The sequence below is a fragment of the Flammeovirga sp. AWQ4_249 genome, assembly GCF_056161045.1.
The window spans coordinates 16144-39303 of the sequence record NZ_JBSWYJ010000032.1; the positions used below are offsets into that span (position 1 = coordinate 16144).

The window sequence follows — 23160 nt, forward strand, 5'->3', positions numbered from 1 at the left end:
TTTATTAGAACAGTAATTTTTATTGGTCTCAGAAATGGGTTTAAAACCCTGCACTTTCAGTGCAGAACTTTAGTATTTCGAAAAAATCTACTACATATTGTGATCTATGACACAAGAGTATAGAAAAGGCCATCATACAGTTACAAGGTTGACCGTTCATATTGTCTTCGCAACAAAATACCGCTACCATGTTTTGGAAGGAGATATCCAAAAACGCTGTAGATCTCTTCTGATTCAAATCTGTGAGGCAGAAGGTATAGAGATTTTGAAAGGAGTAGTAAGTAAAGATCATGTTCATATGCATATCGAGTATCCACCAACCAAAAGTTTGCGTGATATCTTAAAACGTATGAAAGGGAGAACGTCTCGAATATTACAACAGGAGTTTCCTAATTTACGGAAACGTTATTGGGGTAAGCACTTTTGGGCCGGAGGTTATGGAGCATGGAGTACAGGTAATGTAACCGATCAAATGGTCAACGACTATTTGGAACACCATAGGAGCGATACGAACGATAATTCCAACTTCATGTTGGAATAAGAGGTAGTGAGCGTAGGACTTTCAGTCCTACCATTCAAACCTCAGCACTTTCAGTGCAGAGTGGTTTAGTTTACTCTGTAAAAAACATAAAGAAATTGAATGACATATGAATGATTATGCAGTTTATTAATTTTCGCTCTCTTTCATAAATTAAGGCGCTGATGATACCAAATAAGAAAATTTGATAATTAATTAGGGAATTGATAGGTAAATGCATTAACCCAAATATTAATGCTGATAGGCATATCCTATTAGTTTTGTCAATGTTATTCATTTTTAGCCATTCAAGGCTTAATCCTCTAAAAATTATTTCTTCTAGGAATGGTGATAAGAATATAACAGTGGATATTCTGTAAATATTTTTATCAAAGTTGAAAATAATTGGTATGTCAAAAATAAATTTTAAAATTACAGCAAAAAGGATAGCAGAAATACAATAGACAACCGTTTCTACTAAATTAATTTCTTTTAATCCGATTGAGATATTGATACCTGCTTTCTTTGTGAGGAGGATAGCTGTAATAATTAATAATACTTGTGTTAATGAAAATGATAATTTAGTATTCTCAAAAAAGATATTCAGAATCATGATTGAAGTTTGCTGAATTGCAATAAAAAGAATACAAAATAATAGATACTTTAAGCTAGTTTTCATAAAAAGTTAGAAGAGTCTCTTAATACTTTATTCATTGAGTATTTTTTGAGAAATAGATAGTACTGAATAGATATAAAAAAAGGTCAACATCTTTTGATATTGACCTTTAGTGATCCCGCCAGGATTCAAACCTGGAACCTTCACAGCCGTAATGTGATGCTCTATTCAGTTGAGCTACGGAACCATTTGCTCTTGGAAAAAGATTGTGACCCCGCCAGGATTCAAACCTGGAACCTTCACAGCCGTAATGTGATGCTCTATTCAGTTGAGCTACGGAGCCATTTGAAGTGCTTTTTCCTATAAAGCGATGCAAAAGTAGAAGAATATTTTTTACAAAGCAAATTTATATACGCATTATATTAATAATAAACGTCAACGGTAATATTATTTTCCATTTTCCATGGCTTTATAAATTGCTGATTGTATGTTTTCTCTAATATTTTCTCTTGCTAATTTATTATTTCTAGCTGTAGGATAAACTCTATTAGAAAGGAAAATATAAACAATCTGATTTTCGGGATCTACCCATGCACAAGTACCCGTAAAACCTGTATGTCCAAATGTAGCTTTAGGGGCTTCTTTTGCTGTATTTCCATCATCACCTTTTAAAGGTGGTTTGTCCCATCCTAAAGCTCTACGATTTTTAAATCTTTTATAGGGTTGACGATTGTACTTATTCAATGTGGCTTCATCGAAATATGTTTTGCCACCATAAGAACCGTCTTGTAAGTTCATTTGCATTAAGATAGCTAAATCATGAGCATTAGAAAAAACACCAGCATGACCACCAACACCTCCCATTAAACCTGCTGAGGGATCGTGAACTTGTCCTTTTATCAATGACTGACGATAATTTACATCCATTTCTGTAGGAGGAATCCTAGCGATACTTACCCTTTCCAAAGGATTGTATCCCAATGTTCTTGTACCTAGAGGTTTATAAAGGTTATTCTCAAGGTATTTATCTTCAGACATATTTGTTTCTTCTTCAATTACTCTTTGTAAAAAGTAATAACCTAGATCACTATACCAATATCTATAGACTTCTGTTGTATATCGTCTTCTTGTTGAGATAGGGGCTTCTAATAGCCATTTCCACATAAAATATTTAATACTATCAGTAGCATATAAATTGGGAGTTACTTGTACAGAAAACCCATCTTTCTTGATAGGACTTAAGTAAGTAGGATTATATTTTTTTGTTTCTTTATCGTAAGCATGCCCCCAGAAATAATAACCACCTCTTAAAGGCGCTGAATGTGTTAAGAATTGAATTAATCTAATATTTCCTTTGTTGGTCGTATCTGTTCCTGCTATGTAATCTTTTAGTCGATTATTGACATTAATTTTATCCTGGTAATCAAGCATCATTAGTGCTTGTGTAGTTGCAGCGACCTTCGTAACCGAAGCAATATCATAAACGGTTTCATTTGTTACAGGAATTTCTTTTTCATAAGTGAAATAACCGTATGCTTTTTCAAATACAATTTTCCCATTTTTAGCAATAACTACTTGACAGCCTGGAGTGGCTTCCATATGAATTGCTTGATTAGCGATACTGTCTATGGTATGATTTAATATTTCACTATTAAGTCCTACTTGTTCAGGTTTACCATAACCTAGTCTACCAAAGTTTTTAATTTTTAACCCTTGATTTACTTGAAATGTAGTATTGATAGCTAAAGGTAATTTACCCGAAGCTGGTAATGCACCAGCAATCATTTGTGCATTTGCTACTTGAGCAGCTGAAGAAGTAGAATAATTGATAACAATATTTCTCGCTTTTGATAAATATTTTAGTCCTTTTGGATTTCCATTTAGAACAACAATAACCTTTGTCTTCCTCTGTAATTGTTCAATCAACTGTTCTGTAGCATAGCTTACACCGAAACGATGTTTAGAAGTTTCTTGATGACAGATTACATTGATTATTACAATATCTTTTTTCTTACAAGTTTCTAATAATAGGTTTACTTGAGCAGTAGAAAAACTAGAATGTTCAATTTGATGATAGTCAAAGTCGATAAAATTACGAAGGGTATTCGCAAAAACATCATTGTATTTTCTAGTACCAATACTTATTAATTGATACTCTTTATCATTTAGACTTTGTAAAGGAATAAGTGAATCAAGATCAGCCAATACGGTGATTGATTTTTCATAAGTCTCAGCACTGATAGCGTCTAAATCATTTTGATTAGAATAAGTGATAATGTGATTATCCTTTAACTCTTTGTGCATTTTAATTTTTTGAAATTTTTCTTCAATAATTTCTTCTGGTAAGACGCCTTGTTTTATCGCTGTTTTAATTCCTTTTATTACTTCTTGGAAATGATCAGATAAAACCAACACATCATGTCCTCTCAACAGTGCTTCAACAGCATTTTTTTGTGTTTTGGTTATACTAGAAGCAGAAGCTAAATCACCACTAAAGATGAGTCCGTCATAATTTAATGTATCATTGAGATAGGTAATAAAACTTGTATGAAATAGTGATACATCAAATAAGACATCAGATGGAGAAATGATGTTCAAGCTATCTTTCAGTAATTGCTGAAGAACTACTTTTTCATTTTCATCAAGTGTTTTATTAAAATCTATATCTACAGGAAGGGTAGTTCCTACTAAAATATCAGCTTGATGTAGCCCCTTTAAAGCTGCATGGTTTTTATCTCTTACATTGTTAGGGTCACTTCCAAAACCATACTTTTTAATTCCATTTTGATGTTCAATAGAAAGGGTTTCTGATAAATAAAAATCGACATTCAATTTCTTACTTATTTTACCAATTTCATGGTAAGTATTATAAGTGAAAATATTACTGCTAATTGCACTTAAATGATATTTATCTGGAAGTGTATTATAATAACTATCTAAACAGTTGATAGCATCTTGGGAATTAGCCCCCAATAATACAGGAACTTTGTTTGGAAGTTTGTTTAGGTTTTTGAAATAAGTGTAAGTATTCTTAGAGCAGTATTTATTAAAAATCACACCACCTAACTTATTTTCGCGTCCTAAAATCTTTATTTCTTTATCATTCTGTTGAGGCAGGGCAATAATCAATTGACCTATTTTTTCTTCTAAACTTAATTGCACAAAAATGCTATCATTCTCCGCTGCCCAAATTTCTTTTGGGAGAGCAATTAAATTGATGAAAAGAAAGGCAAAAATTATATATATATATTTATTTAGGATCATTCGGTTTTTAGAGTACACAAATGTGTAATAGTAAATGCATCGTTGTAAACAACAAACTGCAATTAGTTTGCCGTAAAAATAAATTTAGTATCTATATCTGAATTTACATGATACTTTGATAAAATTTAAATGAATCTCTGATTCTTTCAGAAAAAAAAAGAGACGTCAAAAAAAAGGATAAAAAATAAACAATTTCCTTATAAAAAGGTGTTATGTAGGTACTTATTAACTAAGTATAAAATCTAATCCACAAAAATGTATTAGATTTGTATTCTGAAAACAAAAAAATAATTTTAACGTGGAAAGTACAGCAGTTAAATATAAAGTTAAAGATATCTCTTTAGCGGACTGGGGACGTAAAGAAATTGAATTAGCTGAAGCAGAGATGCCAGGCTTAATGTCATTGAGAAAAGAGTTCGGACCTTCTAAACCTTTAAAAGGTGCAAGAATTGCTGGGTGTCTTCATATGACTATCCAAACAGCAGTTTTAATTGAAACTCTTGTGGAGTTAGGTGCTGAAGTAACTTGGTCATCTTGTAACATCTTCTCAACTCAAGATCAAGCAGCAGCAGCTATTGCAGCAGCTGGTATTCCAGTATTTGCTTGGAAAGGTCTTAATGAAGAAGAATTTGATTGGTGTATCGAGCAAACACTTCATGCATTTGAAGATGGTAAGCCATTAAACATGATTCTTGATGATGGTGGAGATCTTACAAACATGGTATTTGATCGTTACCCACAACTAGTAGAAGGTATCAAAGGTTTATCTGAAGAAACTACTACTGGTGTTTTAAGATTACACGACCGTGAGAAAAATGGTACTTTACCAATTCCTGCTATCAACATCAATGACTCAGTAACTAAGTCTAAGTTTGATAACAAATATGGTTGTAAAGAATCATTAGTAGACGGTATCCGCCGTGCTACTGACGTAATGATTGCTGGTAAAGTAGCAGTTGTTGCTGGTTACGGTGATGTAGGTAAAGGTTCAGCTGCTTCTTTAAGAGGTGCAGGTGCTCGTGTTATCGTTACTGAAATCGATCCAATCTGTGCTTTACAAGCTGCAATGGACGGTTTTGAAGTGAAGAAAATGGACGATGCGATCTTAGAAGGTGATATCGTAGTAACAACTACTGGTAACAAAGATATCGTTGTTGGTCGTCACTTCGAAAAAGTAAAAGACAAAGCTATCGTTTGTAACATTGGTCACTTCGATAACGAAATCGATATGGCTTGGTTAAACGAAAAGTATGGTGATACTAAAGTGAACATCAAACCTCAAGTTGACAAATATACTGTTGCTTCAGGTAATGATGTAATCATCTTAGCGGAAGGTAGATTAGTGAACTTAGGTTGTGCAACTGGACACCCTTCATTCGTAATGTCTAACTCTTTCACAAACCAAACTTTAGCTCAATTAGAGTTATGGCAAAATACTGATCAGTATGAAAATAAAGTCTACATGTTACCTAAGCATTTAGATGAGAAGGTGGCTAGACTTCATTTAGCTAAGATTGGTGTTGAGTTAGAAACACTTACTGATGAGCAAGCCGACTACATCGGTGTGAAAGTAGATGGTCCTTACAAAGTGGAGCACTACCGTTACTAGAAAAACATTAGACAAAGTCTGTAAAAATATTGAGCTAGTTCATTTATATGGACTAGCTTTTTTATGTTCTATATTTTGAAACTCAATTAAACTTCATCAATCATAAAATCTCTTCCTTTCCCAAACTGATATAATTCACTCAAATAGCATTGCTCTAGCGTATCTATAATTTTGATTAAAAAGTCATCATTTTTATCAATCGATAATGTTTCAAATATAAACACTTCGCCGTAATTGATAAGCTTATAGGTTCTTCCAACCCTCATTGTATTAATGCTAATGGACATTTTGAGTTATTTTTTATATTTATTGTTTAAAATATTGACAATGTTTAAAATTTAAACTAATTTTACATCGTAATCAATAATAAAAGTGAGTCATATATAATCTAACGTCTTTTAAAACACTCGCCAATTTTATTGATATGGATTGTTTAATAATTAATTTCTCAAAGGTAAAGTTTTGTTGTCATGTATTTTCTGAAAAATCAATCTGAGTTAGCTGTTTCATCTAAAAATCTATCAATTGGAATGAAGTTTCCTAATAATTTCTATCTAAGGTATAGAGGAAACATATTTACATTTATCATTAACCCAAAACTGATACTAACTACAATTGCACTTTTATTAATTCTTTTGGTGGTACAATTGTTTTCAAGTCCTGATGAAAAAGTAATTTTTGTACAAGCACCAATTCAATATCACTATGGAAATAATGAACCTACCATGGATGAATTTATTGAAGATTTTGGGATAAATATAGAAAATGCTGAAAAATCAAGCACGACTATTATTCCTGTTCATCAAACTGCAAGTATCTCTTCTCAGTACAAAGAAGAAAAACTAAATACTGTGGCTTCATCAATCGATCGATTCCAAATAGAACGACAGTTATTGGTTACTGACTTTTTGATAGAAGAGAAGGTAACTAGGGTAGATCAGCTTAAAAGTGAATCTTTAATCGACTTGAATGCTAAAATTGCAGATTTGTTTAAAGTCCATATTCTTGATCAAATGCAAGCACCTCCACATGTTTATGCATTCTTCACTTCATCAGCTCCTCTGAAAAAGATCGAAACAGCATTGATGGAACAGGCAAAATACCATGTCCCTGCATCCATCACTCTTGCACAGGCAGCTTTAGAAACGGGGTATGGAAAAAGAGTAATTGGGAATAATTATTTTGGTGTCAAAGATAAAACAGGAAAGACAAAACCAATTACAACGACAGAGTATTATACTAAAAATGAATATCAAAAAAATAAACACATTATAGTATCTTCTCAGAAAGTAAAAAGAAATGGTAAAGTACTTTATAAATGCATTGTAAAAGATTCGTTTGCAGAATATAAATCGCCTTGGGAGTCATTTAGAGCTCATTCTTTATTTCTTAATAAACAAAAGAGATATGCTCCATTGTTTGCTCAAGGAAGAGATTATGCATCATGGGCAAATATGATTGGCTCTACAAAATATGGGGGAGTAGGTTATGCAACTTCACCTTTATATGGAGAACTTCTGAAAAAAATAATTAAGCGTTATCACTTGGAATTATTGGATTATTAAAAAAAATGAGGAACCTCTTTGATAGAAGTTCCTCATTAAAATCTTAGAAGAGATAGTTTTTAGTAGCCTTGTTGTTTTAAAGCATCTAATACAGCATTATCCTTCTCTTTCGATAATGCCTCACTAACTCTCTTACTAATGTTTTCATCTTCAAGTAATGGACTTATCGCTTGGTAAGCAGCAACTTTAGTTTCTGCACTCGCTCCACTGTTTGTTGCGTATTTAAGGATAATGTCTGTTGCTTGTTGTTTCTCTTCTTCAGTGGTCAAATTAATGATATAGCCCGTCATTGTTCTAAACATATACTGACGGAATTGATCATTCATCTCAGCCAACTTTTTATCATACCAATCAAGTTTTCCTTTAGTACCTAATTCTCCATAAATCATAGATGAGACAAATACTACATTTGGGTTTTTAACATCATTAAATTTGTCAATAGTGGTGACAATTGATGGCCCTTGAAGGGTTGAAGCAGTATATAATGCGGTTGCTATTACCAAATAAGAACTATCTTGCATAGCAGCTTGAGCTACAGGAAGGAAATTTTCATCAATTGAACTAAGTGTACTTAAAGCTGTTGCTCTAACTGATGAGTTATTATCATTTTTCACTAAGTCTCTAAGTATTACTTTTGTTTGTGTTAAATCACCAGTACCTTGGTAACCTTCAAGCAAAGCTGCAGCAGTTTCTCTAACTCCCCAAAAAGGATCTTTAAGATAATTGTTGATAGACGGAATTAGATCTGGGTTTGCTGTAATTGACTGCCCTATCATTTCTAAAGCCTCAATTCTATGCATGATATTAGAAGATTTTTCAGCTTGCAACTGATAAGCCTCAATTGATTTACCATGTGTTATAATTCCAGGAATGATATGCTCTTTATCAAAAATCACTAGGTCTGGAACAGTATCAAACATGAAAGAGAAAGTTTGTTGAGATTGATCAAGTACAATTGACCTTTCCTCTTTTTTACCATCTTTCCAGTAGAATTCAACTGTAGTAGGGATTCTATAAATTGGAGTATATTCAGGATCTTGTCTTTGTTGAACTAAAAGTTCAAGCGTATTTCCATTAAACTTTTCTAAAATAAAAATATCAGGGTGACCAGAAGCCATAAACCATTGATTAAAAAACCAATTTAGATCTTCACCTGTGACTTCTTCGAAAGCCATTCTTAACTGAGCAATTTCAGCAGCTTCGAAAGCATTTTCTTTAAGATATAAGGCTGCTCCTTCAAAGAAGGCATCATCTCCAATTGTATGTCTCAATAAGTTTAAGATATATCCACCTTTTGCATAGGAGTGACTATCAAACATATCCTCTTTATTTTGATAATGATATCTGATAAGAGGTACTTGTTTTACTTCTGATTCAGCCAAATAAGAATCAAGTTCATTTTGAAGGTTATAATCAGCTTCATCTTTTCCATGTTTGTATTCTCTCCATAAATACTCACTGTAGTTAGCCCAAGATTCATTTAATGGTAAATTCGCCCAAGACTCAGTTGTAACTAAATCACCAAACCAATGGTGGAAAAGTTCATGTGCAACAATGAAATCCCAATCTTGATCTAGTTTTTCTCTATCATCAACCTGTACAGATTCCATAAATGTAGATGCTGTAGTATTTTCCATAGCACCTGAAACAAAATCACGGATGATTACTTGTGAATATTTAGCCCAAGGAAAATCATATTGAAATTTCTTTGAGAAGAATTCCATCATTTCTGGAGTATTTCCAAAAATTGTTCTTGCATATTTCTCATATTCAGGTTCTACATAATAACTCACTTCTTTTCCTCTCCATTCATCTTTAACTACAGCAAAGTTACCTACTGCCATCATAGCTAAATAAACAGAATGAGGAAGTTCTTGTTTCCAATGATCCGTTCTAGTACCATTTCCGTTTTTTTTCTGAGACATTAAACGACCATTCGATAAAGTCACATACTTATCCTGAACAGTCATATAAATATCTTGTTTCATTTTTACGTTGGGATGATCAAAAGTTGGGAACCAACAAGAGTTTGCACTTGTTTCACCTTGAGTCCAAATTTGTTGAGGTTTTCCGATTTCATCACCTAGAGGATTTATAAAATAAAGCCCTTTATCACTAGTAATTGCTTCACTTCCTGAAGTCTGTCTCTCATTAGGTTTTGCAGTATAATCTATATGAATACCAAAAATGTCTTTTCTAGTGTATTTTTTATCCAAAGCTATTGTCAACTGAAGACTATCATAGCTATATTCCAAAGTTTTGATGACTTTCTTTTGTTTATCCGTTAACTCAACTTTGTGGATATCAAAATTTTTGGCATCTAATACAATTTGACTTTGAGGATAAAAGTGAGGTTGCAAAGTTAAAATTGCATCACCTTTCATTCTTTGTTTTTCCCAATCAAAGCTTACTTTTAATTGTGTATGTATTAAATTATAAGCGGTATTAAACGAAGCGTGATAAGGTCCTTCAGGAACTACCCAATCCGGAGCAACTTCTTCAATTTCTTGAGAAGGTATAAGGTTTATTTCAGGAGCTTCAGGCGTTTCTGGAGAAACAACGATATCTAAATTTTCTTGAGAAGGAGTTTGAGATGTCTTACAAGCATTCAAACTACCAATAATAAATATTAGTGATGCCGCTCTTTTAAATTTGTATAGCATAAATTACTGGAGATCGATAAAATTTATTTTTCAGTTATGAAATTAACTCAGAAAAATGAGAGAAGTAAGGATATTACATAAGAATATGACAAATTCGTCAGATTTGTATAACTTAATAGTAAAATTAACCGGTCAATCTACCCAATACTGACAATTTGTCGATGATTCCATTCATGGGTCACTTATTGGTTAATCATACCAAAAAAGAAAATATGGAAAAATTTAGATCAACAACCGTCCTTGCCATCAAGAAAGATGGAGAAGTAGCATTAGGTGCTGATGGACAAGCTACCTTTGGAAATACTGTAGCAAAGAGTAATGTAAAAAAAGTAAGAACATTAATGGGAGGTAAAATCGTTTGTGGTTTTGCTGGTTCTACAGCTGATGCATTTACTTTGATGGAGCGTTTTGAAGAAAAATTAAACGCTTTTAATGGAAATATGAAACGTGCTGCTATTGATCTTGCGAAAGATTGGCGCATGGATAGATATTTAAGAAAATTAGAGGCAATGATGATTGTTGCTGACATTAATGATGTATTGATTATTTCAGGTACTGGTGATGTTATTGAGCCAGATCATGATATTGCTGCAATTGGCTCTGGTAGTATGTATGCTCAATCTGCAGCATTGGCATTAAAGAAACATGCTAGTGAAATGTCAGCAGAAGAAATGGTACGTGAAGGTTTGAGCATTGCTGCTGATATTTGTATTTATACAAACCACAACTTTGTAATTGAAAAAGTAAAACCATAAAACTTTAGCATGGATTCTTTCGAATTACCAATCGAAAATACTCCTTTGCAAGAACTAACGGATCCTATTTTTTTAGAAAATGGGATTCGTTTTTTTGTTAAAAGAGATGATTTAACCCACCCAGATGTTTCTGGAAATAAATGGAGAAAGCTGAAATACAATTTATTAAAAGCTAAAGAAGAAGGATATACTAAGATACTTACTTTTGGAGGTGCGTATTCTAATCATATCCATGCTTTTGCTGCTGCAGGTAAACTATATGGATTAGAAACTGTAGGTGTAATTCGTGGAGAAGAACATCTTCCTCTAAATCCAACTTTAGCTTTTGCTGTTTCACAAGGAATGCATTTAACTTATTTGGATAGAACATCATTCCGAAATTATCAAGATCATATACCACAACTAAAAAAAGAATTAGGAGAATTTTATATGGCTCCTATAGGGGGCTCAAATGACTTGGCCCTAAAAGGAGTATCAGAGTTAGGAGAAGAATTAAATAAAGTATTAGATGAAGGTGATTATGTTTGTGCTGCTTGTGGGACAGGAGGAACTTTGGCAGGGTTAATTTCATCACTAAAAGAAGGAGTGAAAATTGTTGGATTTCCAGCCTTAAAAGGAGGAGATTTTTTATATGATGATATTAATGTATTTCTAAAAAATGATGTAGAGAATAAAAATTGGAAACTAGAAACAGAATATCATTTTGGTGGTTATGCTAAGAGAAAACCTGAATTAATTTCATTTATTGATGAATTTAAAGAAAAATATAACATTGAACTAGAGCGTATTTATACTGGAAAAATGATGTTTGGAGTTTTTGATTTAATACAAAAAGGATATTTTAATAAAGGAAAGAAAATCATTGTTTTACATTCAGGAGGATTACAGATTAATCGATAAATAATCCAATAAATGATGATTCTGATCATTTAAATGTAAATAATACACTTTAATATTGACTTTTTCCTTATTTTAACATATTTTAAAAGTGTCAAAAAGTTAGAAGAATATTACATCAAAATACTGCTAGGAAAAAATCCTATTGAGTAACACACTCGTAATACTGTTTACACATTCAATCACCAAAAACTATCGTTATGAAAAAATTATCATTCATTGCAATACTATTTGCATTTACTTCAGCAACTGTTTTCGCTCAAACAGAAGAAATTAAGAAAATTAATGAAGAAGAATATACTCATGCAGAATATTCGGTTTTAGAATCCTTAGGGCCACAATATTTAAGTAGTTTAGAACTTACACTAACGGATCTTGATTGGGGATTAGCTCAACATGATGAAGAGCATGATGCCTTGCACGAAGAAAGCACTCGAGTAGCTGAAGTATATGTTTACAGTGCAGAAGATTTTAGACTAATTCACTATCACAATGGAGAAGTGCATGATGTTGATTTAGATCAAATCTCACAAAAAGCGGATTTATTGATGAATAGTGATGGTACGTACTATTATGTATTAAGAGACTAATACATTAAAAAATATAACAATTTGACCATTTTAAAGGCAACCTTAACAAAGGTTGTCTTTTTTATTATAAATTATTTCTAATGAATTAAGCAACATTGTATTGATTCTTATACATTTGTAGTGACAAAGGGAAATGTGATAATATTATACTTTTAATACTTCCTTTTCTCGAAGTCATGTTTTGGAATTATAGATAGCGTACCAAAAATACAATACTGATGTCTTCAGTTAAAATCTTTTCAGCTTCGGGAACAGAATATCTCGCGAGCAAAATAGCACACTCTTATGGAAAATCTTTAGGAGATGTAGTTTTACAACGTTTCTCTGATGGAGAAATTTCTACACACTTCAATGAATCAGTAAGAGGTTGTGATGTTTTTATCATTCAATCCACATGTCCTCCAGCAGATAACTTACTCGAACTTCTTTTACTAATTGATGCGGCAAAAAGAGCTTCAGCTTCTACTGTAACAGTTCTTCTTCCTTATTTCGGATATGCACGTCAAGATAGAAAAGACAAGCCAAGAGTAGGTATTGGTGCGAAATTAATTGCCAACTTATTAACTGCATCAGGAGCAACACGTGTTGTAACTTGTGAATTACATGCAGATCAAATCCAAGGATTCTTCGATATCCCTGTAGTTCACTTACAAAGTTCACCAATCTTTGTTCCTTACATTGAGAGCTTAGGATTAGAAAATCTTACTTTCGCTTCTCCTGACGTAGGAGGTGCTAAAAGAGCGAGATCTTATGCCAAACACTTCAAAGCTGATATCGTAATGTGTGATAAGCATCGTGAGAGAGCAAATGAAGTAGCATCGATGCAAGTTATTGGTGATGTAAAAGACAAAAATGTAATTCTAATTGACGACCTTGTTGATACTGCAGGTACTTTATGTAATGCAGCAGAGATCATCATGGAGAAAGGAGCTAAATCTGTGAGAGCTATCTGTACTCACGGTGTACTTTCAGGTCCTGCCTACGATAGAGTAGCAGCTTCTGTATTAGAAGAATTAGTGGTTACTGATACCCTTCCTGTTGAAAACAGAGAGAAAATCAATGTTCTTTCAGTTGCTGAACTTTTTGCAAAAGCAATCAGAAAGATTCAAGATCACGAATCAATTAGTTCTTTATTTATCTAAGAATTAAAGAAATAAATATAAAAAGGCTATTTTTTAACGTAACTCGTTGGAAGATAGCCTTTTTTAATTAATAAGGTATAATGTTTCTTTCATATTTAAGAAGAAAATGAGTACCTTTGCGAGCCTATTTCTAGTAATAGAAATCGTTAAGCATGTTTTGGGATGGGGTCCACCTTTCGAGTAAAGAATGATCAAGTACCAAAGCGTTAATACATGTTTTACTTATTATTTTAAAAAATCAGATGAAAACTGTTGAAATCATCGGTTATAACCGTGAGACTGTTGGTAAGAAAGCTGCCAAAGATTTAAGAAAAGAAGGTTTAGCACCATGTGTAATTTATGGTGGTGAGCAACCAATTCACTTTGCAGTTCCAATGATCTTGTTCAGAGACATTATCTATACTCCAGAAGTTTGTTTCGTAAAAATCAACATCGAAGGTGTAGAGAAAACTGCTATCGTTCAAGATTTCCAATTACATCCAGTATCGGAAGTATTACTTCACGTTGACTTCTTAGAGTTAAAAGAAGATTCTCCAATCAAAATGGACGTTCCAGTTTCATTCGTAGGTAACTCTCCAGGTCTTCAAACTGGTGGTAAGCTTGTTGCTAAACTTCGTAAAATCAAAGTTAAAGCACTTCCTGCTAACATGCCTGAGACTGTAGAAGTTTCTATCGAAGGTTTAGAGCTTGGTAAATCAGTACGTATCGGATCAATTACTCCAGAGAACTATGAGATCCTTTATAACGATTCAGTAACAGTAGCTTCTATCGCTATTCCAAGAACATTACGTTCAGCAATGGACGCAGCTGCAGAGTAATCCGCAACTGTTTGAACATAAAGAAGAGAGGTACAGTAATTTCTGTACCTCTTTTTTTTACCTTATTTTTTTTGTAAATAGTAAATGAATAAATAATCACTTACTAATGACCATCTCATCTAACACACCTAAACAATTCTTTATACCATTAGAAAAAGGAAATATAGAATGTCTCCAATTTGGTGAAGGAGAAAAATTACTTATCTGCATTCATGGATTTGGAGATAGTGTAAATCTATTTCGATCTATCGCTCCTGCATGGGAAGAAGATCATACGGTTGTGGCTTTCTCATTACCTTATCATGGTAAAACGGAGTGGTTACCTTCTCATTTTTCTTCAAGAAATATAAGAGAAGTTATTGATGCGATTCTCAAGAAATACCAAAAGAGTACTTTCTCGATATTAGGTTATAGTATGGGAGGAAAGATCACAATGTATTGTTTACAAAAATATTATAGTGATAAAATAGAAAAGTTGATATTATGTGCATCTGATGGACTAAAAACACACATTCTATATGATGTTTCCAAAGTACCTCGTTGGTATTTAGAATTGATGATGCTATTTATGAGGTTTCCAAAAATGATGTTCAAATTTGCAGGTTGGATGCATAGAAGAGGTTTTCTTTCGAAGTTTTTATACGATTTCTTTATGAATCATTTTGAAACGAAAGAACAAAGAAGACGATTTTTTGGCGTGGCAACTTCTTCAAGGTATATGAAACCAAATTTGAAAAAAATTGCTACTCAGATAAATAATTATCAAATACCTGTTGATATGTATTTTGGAGAAAGGGATGAAGTTATATTAATGGATGGTGCAGAACGCTTCTCTAAACTTTTAGATAATGTGAGGTTTTATAAATTAGCAAAGGGTCACCTATTAATAGATGAAGACCTTTGCCAATTAATGAAAGAAAATAAATAATCTATTTTCTAAATCGATAAGTCAATTTTGCTATAAATACATCTTCTGAAGGAGAATCAAAAATACCATTTACAATCTCTGAAAATGAGAATTGTCTGAATGGTTGTGCTAAATCACCTCTTCCTTGAGACCATACCAAAAAGAAAGTACATCCTGGTTTATATTCCCATCTTAACACCATATTTGAATTAAAATCAATAAAGTCAAAATCAGGTTTACCAAATGAATAATTACCATTGGCATTGAAGACTGTGTACTCTTCGTTTTCTTCACTATAACTTATTTCATCCGTCGTGTAAGTATGTACTCTATTGTTATAATTTTTTGCCTTAGGATCCATTACTTTTTTGAAATCAAAATAATCTCCTCTTGAAGCAAAAGGTTGAGCATAGTATTGCAATGATAAATTAGGTCTTAATATTAAATTCGCACGAAGAGTAACCCCAACAGTATGTTGTTCTATTCGACCTAAGACATAATTATCTCCCTCATTATTTGTTTCAGTAGTAACGTATTGTAATTGATCTTGATTGTATGAAAAGAATGGAGTAGCTGAAATTTCTAATGCATTTATTGGTCTATAATTTAAGCCAAACCAAGCATCAAAGTTCATTCCTGCATTATCTTGTGTTAAGGCGTATTCATTACCAAATTCAATGGATAGTTTTTTACGATCATCACTTTCGATATTGTACCAAATTAAATTTCGGTTAGGCCTTAAAAATGCAGGTCCTCCTCTTAACATAAAATTACTTAGACGTTGTCTTTGAATGGAGCCTCCAGTTGAAAACTCCCAGAAATTATTAAATTCTAAATTGAGGTTTCCATGAATTCCAAAATAGGTCATATTACCACCATAGTCAAAATAAGCGTATTGTCTAAGATTAGCATTTACTCTTCTAAATATTGAGACTGGCTTCAATGTTCTATAACCTATGGTAGACCACTGATCGATTAAATCAGCAGCATTCATAAACCCAACATCATTAATCTCAAATTGAGGAGATCTCCAAGTTCCACCAATTTCATAACGCCATGGACTTCCACCGTTTCTTCCAATCTTAAGATAACCTCCTGTACCTGTCATTGAAGTAGCAGAGGTGTCCACATTAACATAATTAGCATCAGGTCTTTGAAAAAAGTGCCTTCCTGATTCTTGTGTTTGAGTAATAGATTCAGTACTTCCTTCAATATGGCTAAACATGAAATTGCCTTGAACATAATAAGAACGATCTTTCCATTGATGTAAAAAATCTATACCTCCTGTATATGCTTCTTTATGTAAAAAGTTTAAATTTTCAGATTCAATATTTCTATTCGTAGCAGTAAAAACAGCACCTATTACAGAATTACCTTGATTAATGTCTTGCGTTGCTCTTGCTACAAGGTAGTTGGTAAAAGGTTCTACAGTTTCTTTGGATTTATTGCCATTTGTATCAATCTCAGCACTTGTAGTTTTAGTAATGTTATTCATTACTCCAAAAGCAAAACCATTTTTGTTTTTACCAGTCAATTTAAATGCACCTAGAATAGGAACTACTTTTGGCTGATCAAGATATTGTCCCTCTTCTACATTAGGTCGATAACTTGGCTTTCGGCCAATTCTTCTGGTATACACTAAATTATCTCTAGAAAAACTTCCGCCTGCGAAAGATCTCGTTCCTGGGAAAGATAAAGTATTTCGCCCTTCTATAAAGAATGGCCTTCTTTCTCTCAGAAAAATTTCAAAAGTTGATAAGTTTAATTGAGAAGGATCAGCTTCAACTTGACCAAAATCAGGATTAATGGTAAAATCTAATGTGATATCACTTGTGATGCCAATTTTACCATCAACACCGGCATTAAAGGAGTATTCTGACCCTGTTTGATAAGGATTACCTTCTTCTTTTGGACCTCTATCATTCCTTGCAAGAACAAATGGAGCTACTTCCAATTGCTTTTGAGGTTTGATACCTTTTAAACCTTTTAATTCCCCAAATAAATGAACCCATCCAGGTGAATCTTGAGGAATATATTGCCAATAAGACCTTTCATTGTTTCTAAATAAACGACGTGTAACTTGAAGTCCCCAAGTGAGATTTTCAGAATTTGTAAACCTTAATTGAGAAAGAGGAATTCGAATTTCAGCATTCCATCCATCTTTATCAATACTTGTTTTAGCCCACCAAATTGCATCCCAATTAGAGTCCCAATTATTACCATTATTTGTAATAGCTTCGTCTCCCAAGACACCTGAAACACTAACGGTAAATGAAAAAGCATTGGTTAAATCATGGTAGGAATCAATGTTAACTTCAACAAAATCGCCTTCAAAACCATCTCTTCTCGACATTCTTCTTACAATACTGTCTGGAGAAGTGTCATATGCTTTAATGGCAAAATAAATGTACTTCGCATCGTACATTACCTTGAATGCAGTTTTTTGTGAAGGTGGAGCACCATCTATTGGAGTACGTTGCGTAAAGTCGCCTTCCCAATCAACAGATTGCCAGGCAGGATCATCAAATTTTCCATCTATTGTAATTTTTTGATCATGAAGAGAAGATGTAAAGTAGTTTTTCTTTTCTTCGTGAGTAGTAGAATTAATTTGACAATTAGCAATGATTGGTAGTGTTATAAACCACCAAATCAATGGGTAGAGTTTGGTTAATTTCAATGGAGTATAGCTTTGAATGATAGTAGAAGATGAGCGATTCTAGCTGAGTAATAGAAGCTAGATTCAGTCTTTTAAATATTCGTTAATAAAGGTAGTGATTTTTATTTCTAAGGTAAAAAAAATGATGACTTATCTCTCTTTTAGAAGAAAAGATAAGCCAAAAAGATTGCTGCCACTACGCCAATAAAGTCAGCAAATAAACCACAAGTTATCGCATAGCGTGTTTTTTTTATATTTACTGATCCAAAATATACAGCGATGATGTAAAATGTTGTATCAGTAGCACCTTGCATCATTGATGCTAGTTTTCCTGCAAAAGAATCCACAGCATCTGGTGCAGATTTAAAGATATCAATCATTGCTGCTCTTGCACCACTACCACTTAGAGGTTTCATAAAGGCTACAGGTAGTGCATCCACAAAGTCTGCATTTAACCCAAGTAAACTATTGAATAACCATTTAATTCCATCAATAATATAACCTAAGGCACCTGAAGCTCTGAACATTCCAATAGCAACTAAAATGGCCACTAGATAAGGAATGATAGAAATTGCAGTTGAAAATCCTTCTTTAGCTCCCTCGATAAATGCATCGTATGCATTGATTTTTTTATAAGCAGCAAGGCCTACAAAAGAACAGATGATGCTTAGTAATATAAGATTTCCTGCAATAGAAGATACCGTATTTGCATCTTCTGGAGAAAGATTGAAAATCAAATAAATAGTTCCTACTATTAATGTTATTAGTCCTCCTAAATAGGCAAGTATGACTTTGTCAAAAAGATTAATTTTTTGATATATAGAAACAATTAATAATCCACCTAATGAAGATATACTTGTAGCTAATAGTATAGGAATAAAGACATCTGTCGGATTAGCTGCATGAAATTCAGCCCTGTACATCATCACAGTAATTGGTATTAGTGTGAGCCCTGAAGTATTTAATACCAAGAACATGATCATAGGATTAGACGCTGTATCTTTTTTATCATTTAAAGATTGCAACTCTTTCATAGCTTTTAAACCTAATGGTGTTGCTGCATTATCTAAGCCTAACATATTCGCTGAAAAGTTCATCATCATTGATGAGATAGCAGGGTGGTTTTTGGGTACATCTGGAAAAATCCTAGAGAAAAAAGGACTTACTAATCGTGTCATAACCTGTACAGCGCCACCTTTTTCACCTACACTCATCAATCCCATCCACAAAGCTAAAGTACCGGTTAAGCCAATAGATATCTCAAATGCTGTTTTTGACATACTAAATGTACTATCAATAATTAATGAAAAAGTTTCGGCATCTCCAGTGAGAAACCATTTTCCTAGAGCGACGACAAATGCTCCAAGAATAAAAAAAATCCAGATATAATTTAATGCCATACGGTTCTTTGTAAGTTATCCTTGAGAAGATAAATATTGACCTTCTTTTTAAAGATTCCAATAATGTCTTTAAAATAAAAAATCCCTCACCAATTTTTAAAGTGAGGGACCTTTTTTGTTAGTACTTTTAGCTTGAGAAAATTATGCAGATTGTTTATTGGTTAACATTGAGCCTACCAAAATTCCTAGGACTGGAAATAGTACACCAATTACAGCGTAATATTTTAATGCAACACTTGATAGCTCTATTGTATCAGCTTGAACAGTAAAGTTTAATAATGGAGCTACATAATATACAACAGCGGCTCCTAATCCTACTGCACCAAAACCAAATCCAACAATCAAGGAAAGTTTTACCATTCGTGCTAATGAGTTAACTACTCGGTCAATCAGAGGTAAACGATCATTTTTCCTAAAAAGAGAAAGTAACGAAGGGATAAAAACCCCAACGATGGCGATAAAAGTTAATGTTCTCATAATACTCTATTCTGTTATTAAAATGTTAGTAGCTGATTATTCTCAAAAATTCTTGACGATAGCTGTTAAGTTGAGAATCAAAATTTGATCAATAAACTTATAATGTGTATACGTATAATTCACACTTAAAATTTCATTCCTTTAAAATTACATAAAATAATTAAAAAAAAACATATAGAATTGTGTTAGTTTATTAATTATTTTAATGAATAAATTTTAATGGGTTGAAAACAAGATATACGGTATGATTTTTTTGCACGTTATATCATTATAAAACGACATTATAGATGCTAAGAAAACTAGTATTATCTCTTTTTGTTTTTTACTTTTTATCAAATGGGAGTAATGCACAAAATTCATATGAGAAAGAAGCAATAAAAAAAATATTTGCAGGTGATATAGAAGGATCTATTGTGGACTTTAGAGGTTCATTAGAAGTAGATTCAAATTCTGTATTGTCCCAGTTTGGTATTGCCAATCAATTATTCGAAAAAGTAGAAGCCCAAGAAAAAGCAGAACGAATAAATATCCGATTTCGAAATATGGATGGGTATTTTAAAGATTTAAAAGAAGCGTATGAATGGTCTTTAGTTGCTTCAGAAAATTACAAAAAATTAGATGAGGAGGAACAAAAGAAAATCAGACAAACCCTTTCTGTGGCTGGTGATGAGGTGACAGGCTATCTTACTTCAAGAATACAATCAGAAGCTTATGAGTTTTTGAATAGAGCACCTTATCGTAGACCCACAAATCAATTGTACCGTACTGAGGTTTACAATAGAATAATAGAAGGAGATACATTAATGGCACTAAGAGAGATCTTTATTCAGCAATGTGCAGGTTATATTAGTGACTATCCTAATTCTCCTTATTTAAAGAAAGTAAATGAACTTAGAAAAGGGGTATTAAAAGAATATTTAAGCAATGTTTCTTTAAGACAGTACGGAAATAGATCAGGAATGATGTATGAAAGGTATTGTCATGAAATTATAGAGTTATATCCGAAAGAAGAATTAAAACATATTTTACCCCTCTATTATGGTAAGGAATATGGATTTACAAATCAGAATAAATATAAGTCAGAAGGATATAGCAAGTTAAAAGCATTTGCAGAGAGTGAAAACCTCAGTATGCTAGAAGTCTTATGCCAATTAAATATACATGATAGAGGTTGTGAGGAATCAAGTATAGGCCTTTATGATCGTTTCATTAGGCAAATGGCTCCAATGGATATTGCGCTTATTGCTGTCAAAAGAATGACAGTAGAACCTTTCAAGGCACATGATTTTAAAAAAGTCAGAGAAATTTATGCTACTTATCAACCATTATTTCCAGATCAACAAGATTATTTTAATAAGATATTAGAGGACCTTTCGAATGATGATGCTCCAAGGTATTTAGTAAATCTTGGAAAAAATATAAATACAATAACTAGAGAATATCAGCCTGTAATTACTCTAGATGAAGAATACTTATACTTTGCAAGAAAAACAGCCAAATCTGGAGAAGATGTTTATGTATCAAAGAAAGATCATATTACAGGTAATTGGTCCTTAGCACAAGAAGTGTTTGAAGTAAATACAGAATCGCATGAAGTTCCTGTAGGTGTAAGTGGAGATGGCCGGACTTTACTTTTGTATGGAAACTACAGTAAAATAAAACGATTTTCATATGTTCGAAATACAGAAAGTAAACTTGGAAAAGGAGATTTTTACTATTCAAAAAAAATGAAGAACGGTAAATGGAGTGGTGTCAATGTATTTAAATATCCAATAAATACTCCTTACTATGAGGCAGGGTTAAGTTTATCATTAGATGGAGATTTAGCCTTTTTCACTTCAGATAGACCTGGTAGTGTTGGAGAGTACAATCCTAATTACCCTGAAGATGGTTTATACTTTCATGGATCTGGAGAATTTAATACAGATTTATATGTAAGTGTCAAAGATGAAAATGGAGAATGGGGAGAACCTATTAATTTAGGAGAAACCATTAATACACCTTTTGCAGAAAAAAATCCCTATTTACATCCCGATAAAGAAACACTATATTTTTGCTCAGACGGACATCATGGTTTTGGCGGTTATGATATTTTTATGTCAAAAAGACTGGACCCAAATCGCTGGGATAAGTGGAGTGAACCCGTCAATCTAGGGCTTTCGGTAAATGGTGTAGATGATGATGCTTTTTATCTTACCTCGATAGGTAACAAAGCCTTGGTAGTTTCAAGTAAAGCAAAAGAAAATTATGGTAGGGATGATATTTATGAATTAGAAATTCCTGAAGGAGTAAGACCATTACCAATGATTTTTGCACATGGTAAAGTAGTTGATGATTCTGGAGAAGGTATTTCTGAAGTCGCTATTAAAATTGTAACTATTGATGGAGAGGAAGTAGTAAAAAAGAAAACTTCTGATAATGGTGAATTTCAAATCGCAGTACCGGAAGGAGGAGAATATCTTGTTTACGTAGATGATGAAGATTATATAGGAAGTAGTATTGAAGTAAAAGATGATGTGGATCCTGATCATAACCTTTTATTACAACCTATGGAAACTGTTGATTTGAAAGATACATCAGAAGATGCATCATTCATTATGACAAGTTTAAATTTCGATACTAATTCAGCTGATATTCGATCTGAATCATTCTTTGATCTTGATCGCCTTGCAGTCATGATGGAAAGAAATAAACTATGGATTTTAGTGATTGAAGGACATACAGATAATGTTGATTCTAAAGAATATAATATTCAATTATCAAAGGCCCGTGCCAATTCAGTAAAAACATACCTTGAAAATAAAGGGATTCATGCTTCTCGATTAGATGCATATGGTTTTGGAGAAGAAAGACCTATGACTTCTAATAAAACAAAACAGGGAAGGCAAGATAACAGAAGAGTTGTATTCACTATTATAAAATAAAAAGAGGCACTTATTAAATTAAGTGCCTCATAGATAGTAGCAAGTTATTTTTTCATAGTAAAAAAGTAACAATGAGTAAATAGCGAGTAAGGGTGAACAAACAACTGTAGGTCTTTTACAACCTACCATTAATATCATGTAGAAAGTAATGAGTGTTTCAAAAATCAGTTTCGCTGTTTTTATATAATGTAAATTTAAACTTATTTAGTTAAAAAGTGCAAATTTATTAACAATTTCAATAACATTCATTTACAACTAAACTATTAATTCGTTGTAAATCAGTTGTTTTATTTTTTATGTATTTTAAATATTAACAAGGGTGTTAATGATATTATGTACTTTTTAAAGTATTGCGAGCTA

General features: G+C 32.7%; 17 protein-coding genes and 2 tRNA genes. 10 read left to right on the forward strand and 9 right to left on the reverse strand.

Features of this window, described 5'->3' with window-relative positions:
• The first annotated feature begins 106 nt into the window (after window positions 1-106).
• On the forward strand, window positions 107-541 hold the full coding sequence (tnpA, locus tag ACXAHM_RS19285; protein WP_474963369.1) for an IS200/IS605 family transposase: 435 nt from the start codon (window positions 107-109) through the stop codon (window positions 539-541).
• Between the two features lie 70 nt (window positions 542-611).
• Here the strand turns inward: tnpA and ACXAHM_RS19290 are convergent, their stop codons facing one another.
• The 4 genes from ACXAHM_RS19290 to ACXAHM_RS19305 form a co-directional block, all read right to left on the reverse strand.
• Window positions 612-1196: a lysostaphin resistance A-like protein gene (locus tag ACXAHM_RS19290; RefSeq protein ID WP_474963371.1), complete on the reverse strand. Its 585-nt coding sequence runs from the start codon at window positions 1194-1196 to the stop codon at window positions 612-614.
• Window positions 1197-1306: 110 nt separating this feature from the next.
• Window positions 1307-1380: transfer RNA gene (locus tag ACXAHM_RS19295), tRNA-Arg, on the reverse strand.
• Between the two features lie 22 nt (window positions 1381-1402).
• Window positions 1403-1476: transfer RNA gene (locus tag ACXAHM_RS19300), tRNA-Arg, on the reverse strand.
• A gap of 104 nt (window positions 1477-1580) precedes the next feature.
• Window positions 1581-4397, reverse strand: coding sequence for a serine hydrolase (locus ACXAHM_RS19305; protein WP_474963375.1), 2817 nt, complete (start codon window positions 4395-4397; stop codon window positions 1581-1583).
• 298 nt (window positions 4398-4695) lie between these two features.
• On the opposite strand from ACXAHM_RS19305, the gene ahcY reads away from it, so the two are divergent.
• Window positions 4696-6006, forward strand: a complete 1311-nt coding sequence (gene ahcY, locus ACXAHM_RS19310; RefSeq protein WP_474963377.1) for an adenosylhomocysteinase — start codon at window positions 4696-4698, stop codon at window positions 6004-6006.
• A gap of 86 nt (window positions 6007-6092) precedes the next feature.
• Here the strand turns inward: ahcY and ACXAHM_RS19315 are convergent, their stop codons facing one another.
• The gene (locus ACXAHM_RS19315; protein ID WP_474963380.1) at window positions 6093-6272 is read right to left on the reverse strand and encodes a hypothetical protein; all 180 of its coding nucleotides are present in this window, start codon (window positions 6270-6272) and stop codon (window positions 6093-6095) included.
• A gap of 204 nt (window positions 6273-6476) precedes the next feature.
• Between ACXAHM_RS19315 and ACXAHM_RS19320 the strand changes: the two genes are divergently transcribed.
• Complete coding sequence (locus tag ACXAHM_RS19320; protein ID WP_474963382.1) at window positions 6477-7571, forward strand: glycoside hydrolase family 73 protein; 1095 nt, start codon at window positions 6477-6479, stop codon at window positions 7569-7571.
• Between the two features lie 59 nt (window positions 7572-7630).
• Here ACXAHM_RS19320 and ACXAHM_RS19325 read toward each other — a convergent pair whose 3' ends face one another.
• Window positions 7631-10234, reverse strand: a complete 2604-nt coding sequence (locus ACXAHM_RS19325; RefSeq protein ID WP_474963386.1) for a M1 family aminopeptidase — start codon at window positions 10232-10234, stop codon at window positions 7631-7633.
• A 212-nt stretch (window positions 10235-10446) separates the two neighbouring features.
• Between ACXAHM_RS19325 and hslV the strand changes: the two genes are divergently transcribed.
• The 6 genes from hslV to ACXAHM_RS19355 all read left to right on the forward strand — a co-directional run bounded on the left by hslV (window position 10447) and on the right by ACXAHM_RS19355 (window position 15364).
• The gene (gene hslV / locus ACXAHM_RS19330; protein ID WP_474963388.1) at window positions 10447-10989 is read left to right on the forward strand and encodes an ATP-dependent protease subunit HslV; all 543 of its coding nucleotides are present in this window, start codon (window positions 10447-10449) and stop codon (window positions 10987-10989) included.
• Between the two features lie 9 nt (window positions 10990-10998).
• Complete coding sequence (locus ACXAHM_RS19335; protein ID WP_474963390.1) at window positions 10999-11889, forward strand: 1-aminocyclopropane-1-carboxylate deaminase/D-cysteine desulfhydrase; 891 nt, start codon at window positions 10999-11001, stop codon at window positions 11887-11889.
• Between the two features lie 197 nt (window positions 11890-12086).
• A complete protein-coding gene (locus ACXAHM_RS19340; RefSeq protein ID WP_474963393.1) occupies window positions 12087-12476 on the forward strand; it encodes a hypothetical protein in 390 nt (129 codons plus the stop codon).
• A 218-nt stretch (window positions 12477-12694) separates the two neighbouring features.
• Window positions 12695-13618, forward strand: a complete 924-nt coding sequence (locus ACXAHM_RS19345) for a ribose-phosphate pyrophosphokinase (RefSeq protein ID WP_474963397.1) — start codon at window positions 12695-12697, stop codon at window positions 13616-13618.
• A gap of 242 nt (window positions 13619-13860) precedes the next feature.
• Window positions 13861-14436: a 50S ribosomal protein L25/general stress protein Ctc gene (locus tag ACXAHM_RS19350; RefSeq protein WP_474963399.1), complete on the forward strand. Its 576-nt coding sequence runs from the start codon at window positions 13861-13863 to the stop codon at window positions 14434-14436.
• 106 nt (window positions 14437-14542) lie between these two features.
• Complete coding sequence (locus ACXAHM_RS19355) at window positions 14543-15364, forward strand: alpha/beta fold hydrolase (protein WP_474963401.1); 822 nt, start codon at window positions 14543-14545, stop codon at window positions 15362-15364.
• A 1-nt stretch (window position 15365) separates the two neighbouring features.
• Here ACXAHM_RS19355 and ACXAHM_RS19360 read toward each other — a convergent pair whose 3' ends face one another.
• The 3 genes from ACXAHM_RS19360 to ACXAHM_RS19370 form a co-directional block, all read right to left on the reverse strand.
• The gene (locus ACXAHM_RS19360) at window positions 15366-18020 is read right to left on the reverse strand and encodes a DUF5916 domain-containing protein (RefSeq protein WP_474963405.1); all 2655 of its coding nucleotides are present in this window, start codon (window positions 18018-18020) and stop codon (window positions 15366-15368) included.
• A 140-nt stretch (window positions 18021-18160) separates the two neighbouring features.
• On the reverse strand, window positions 18161-19399 hold the full coding sequence (locus ACXAHM_RS19365) for a nucleoside recognition domain-containing protein (RefSeq protein WP_474963407.1): 1239 nt from the start codon (window positions 19397-19399) through the stop codon (window positions 18161-18163).
• Between the two features lie 141 nt (window positions 19400-19540).
• Window positions 19541-19876 carry a hypothetical protein gene (locus tag ACXAHM_RS19370; RefSeq protein ID WP_474963411.1) on the reverse strand — a complete coding sequence of 112 codons (336 nt, stop codon included), beginning with the start codon at window positions 19874-19876 and terminating at the stop codon, window positions 19541-19543.
• A gap of 287 nt (window positions 19877-20163) precedes the next feature.
• Here ACXAHM_RS19370 and ACXAHM_RS19375 point away from each other — a divergent pair, with 287 nt between their 5' ends.
• Window positions 20164-22800 (forward strand): OmpA family protein, encoded by a 2637-nt coding sequence (locus ACXAHM_RS19375; protein ID WP_474963416.1) that lies wholly within the window; start codon window positions 20164-20166, stop codon window positions 22798-22800.
• Window positions 22801-23160 lie beyond the last annotated feature (360 nt).

Excerpts from the sequence above, each read along its gene's own strand:
- tnpA (WP_474963369.1), top strand. The coding sequence starts at position 107 with ATGACACAAGAGTATAGAAAAGGCCATCATACAGTTACAAGGTTGACC.
- ACXAHM_RS19290 (WP_474963371.1), bottom strand. The coding sequence starts at position 1,196 with ATGAAAACTAGCTTAAAGTATCTATTATTTTGTATTCTTTTTATTGCA.
- ACXAHM_RS19305 (WP_474963375.1), bottom strand. The coding sequence starts at position 4,397 with ATGATCCTAAATAAATATATATATATAATTTTTGCCTTTCTTTTCATC.
- ACXAHM_RS19315 (WP_474963380.1), bottom strand. The coding sequence starts at position 6,272 with ATGAGGGTTGGAAGAACCTATAAGCTTATCAATTACGGCGAAGTGTTT.
- ACXAHM_RS19320 (WP_474963382.1), top strand. The coding sequence starts at position 6,477 with ATGTATTTTCTGAAAAATCAATCTGAGTTAGCTGTTTCATCTAAAAAT.
- ACXAHM_RS19325 (WP_474963386.1), bottom strand. The coding sequence starts at position 10,234 with ATGCTATACAAATTTAAAAGAGCGGCATCACTAATATTTATTATTGGT.
- hslV (WP_474963388.1), top strand. The coding sequence starts at position 10,447 with ATGGAAAAATTTAGATCAACAACCGTCCTTGCCATCAAGAAAGATGGA.
- ACXAHM_RS19335 (WP_474963390.1), top strand. The coding sequence starts at position 10,999 with ATGGATTCTTTCGAATTACCAATCGAAAATACTCCTTTGCAAGAACTA.
- ACXAHM_RS19340 (WP_474963393.1), top strand. The coding sequence starts at position 12,087 with ATGAAAAAATTATCATTCATTGCAATACTATTTGCATTTACTTCAGCA.
- ACXAHM_RS19345 (WP_474963397.1), top strand. The coding sequence starts at position 12,695 with ATGTCTTCAGTTAAAATCTTTTCAGCTTCGGGAACAGAATATCTCGCG.
- ACXAHM_RS19350 (WP_474963399.1), top strand. The coding sequence starts at position 13,861 with ATGAAAACTGTTGAAATCATCGGTTATAACCGTGAGACTGTTGGTAAG.
- ACXAHM_RS19355 (WP_474963401.1), top strand. The coding sequence starts at position 14,543 with ATGACCATCTCATCTAACACACCTAAACAATTCTTTATACCATTAGAA.
- ACXAHM_RS19365 (WP_474963407.1), bottom strand. The coding sequence starts at position 19,399 with ATGGCATTAAATTATATCTGGATTTTTTTTATTCTTGGAGCATTTGTC.
- ACXAHM_RS19370 (WP_474963411.1), bottom strand. The coding sequence starts at position 19,876 with ATGAGAACATTAACTTTTATCGCCATCGTTGGGGTTTTTATCCCTTCG.
- ACXAHM_RS19375 (WP_474963416.1), top strand. The coding sequence starts at position 20,164 with ATGCTAAGAAAACTAGTATTATCTCTTTTTGTTTTTTACTTTTTATCA.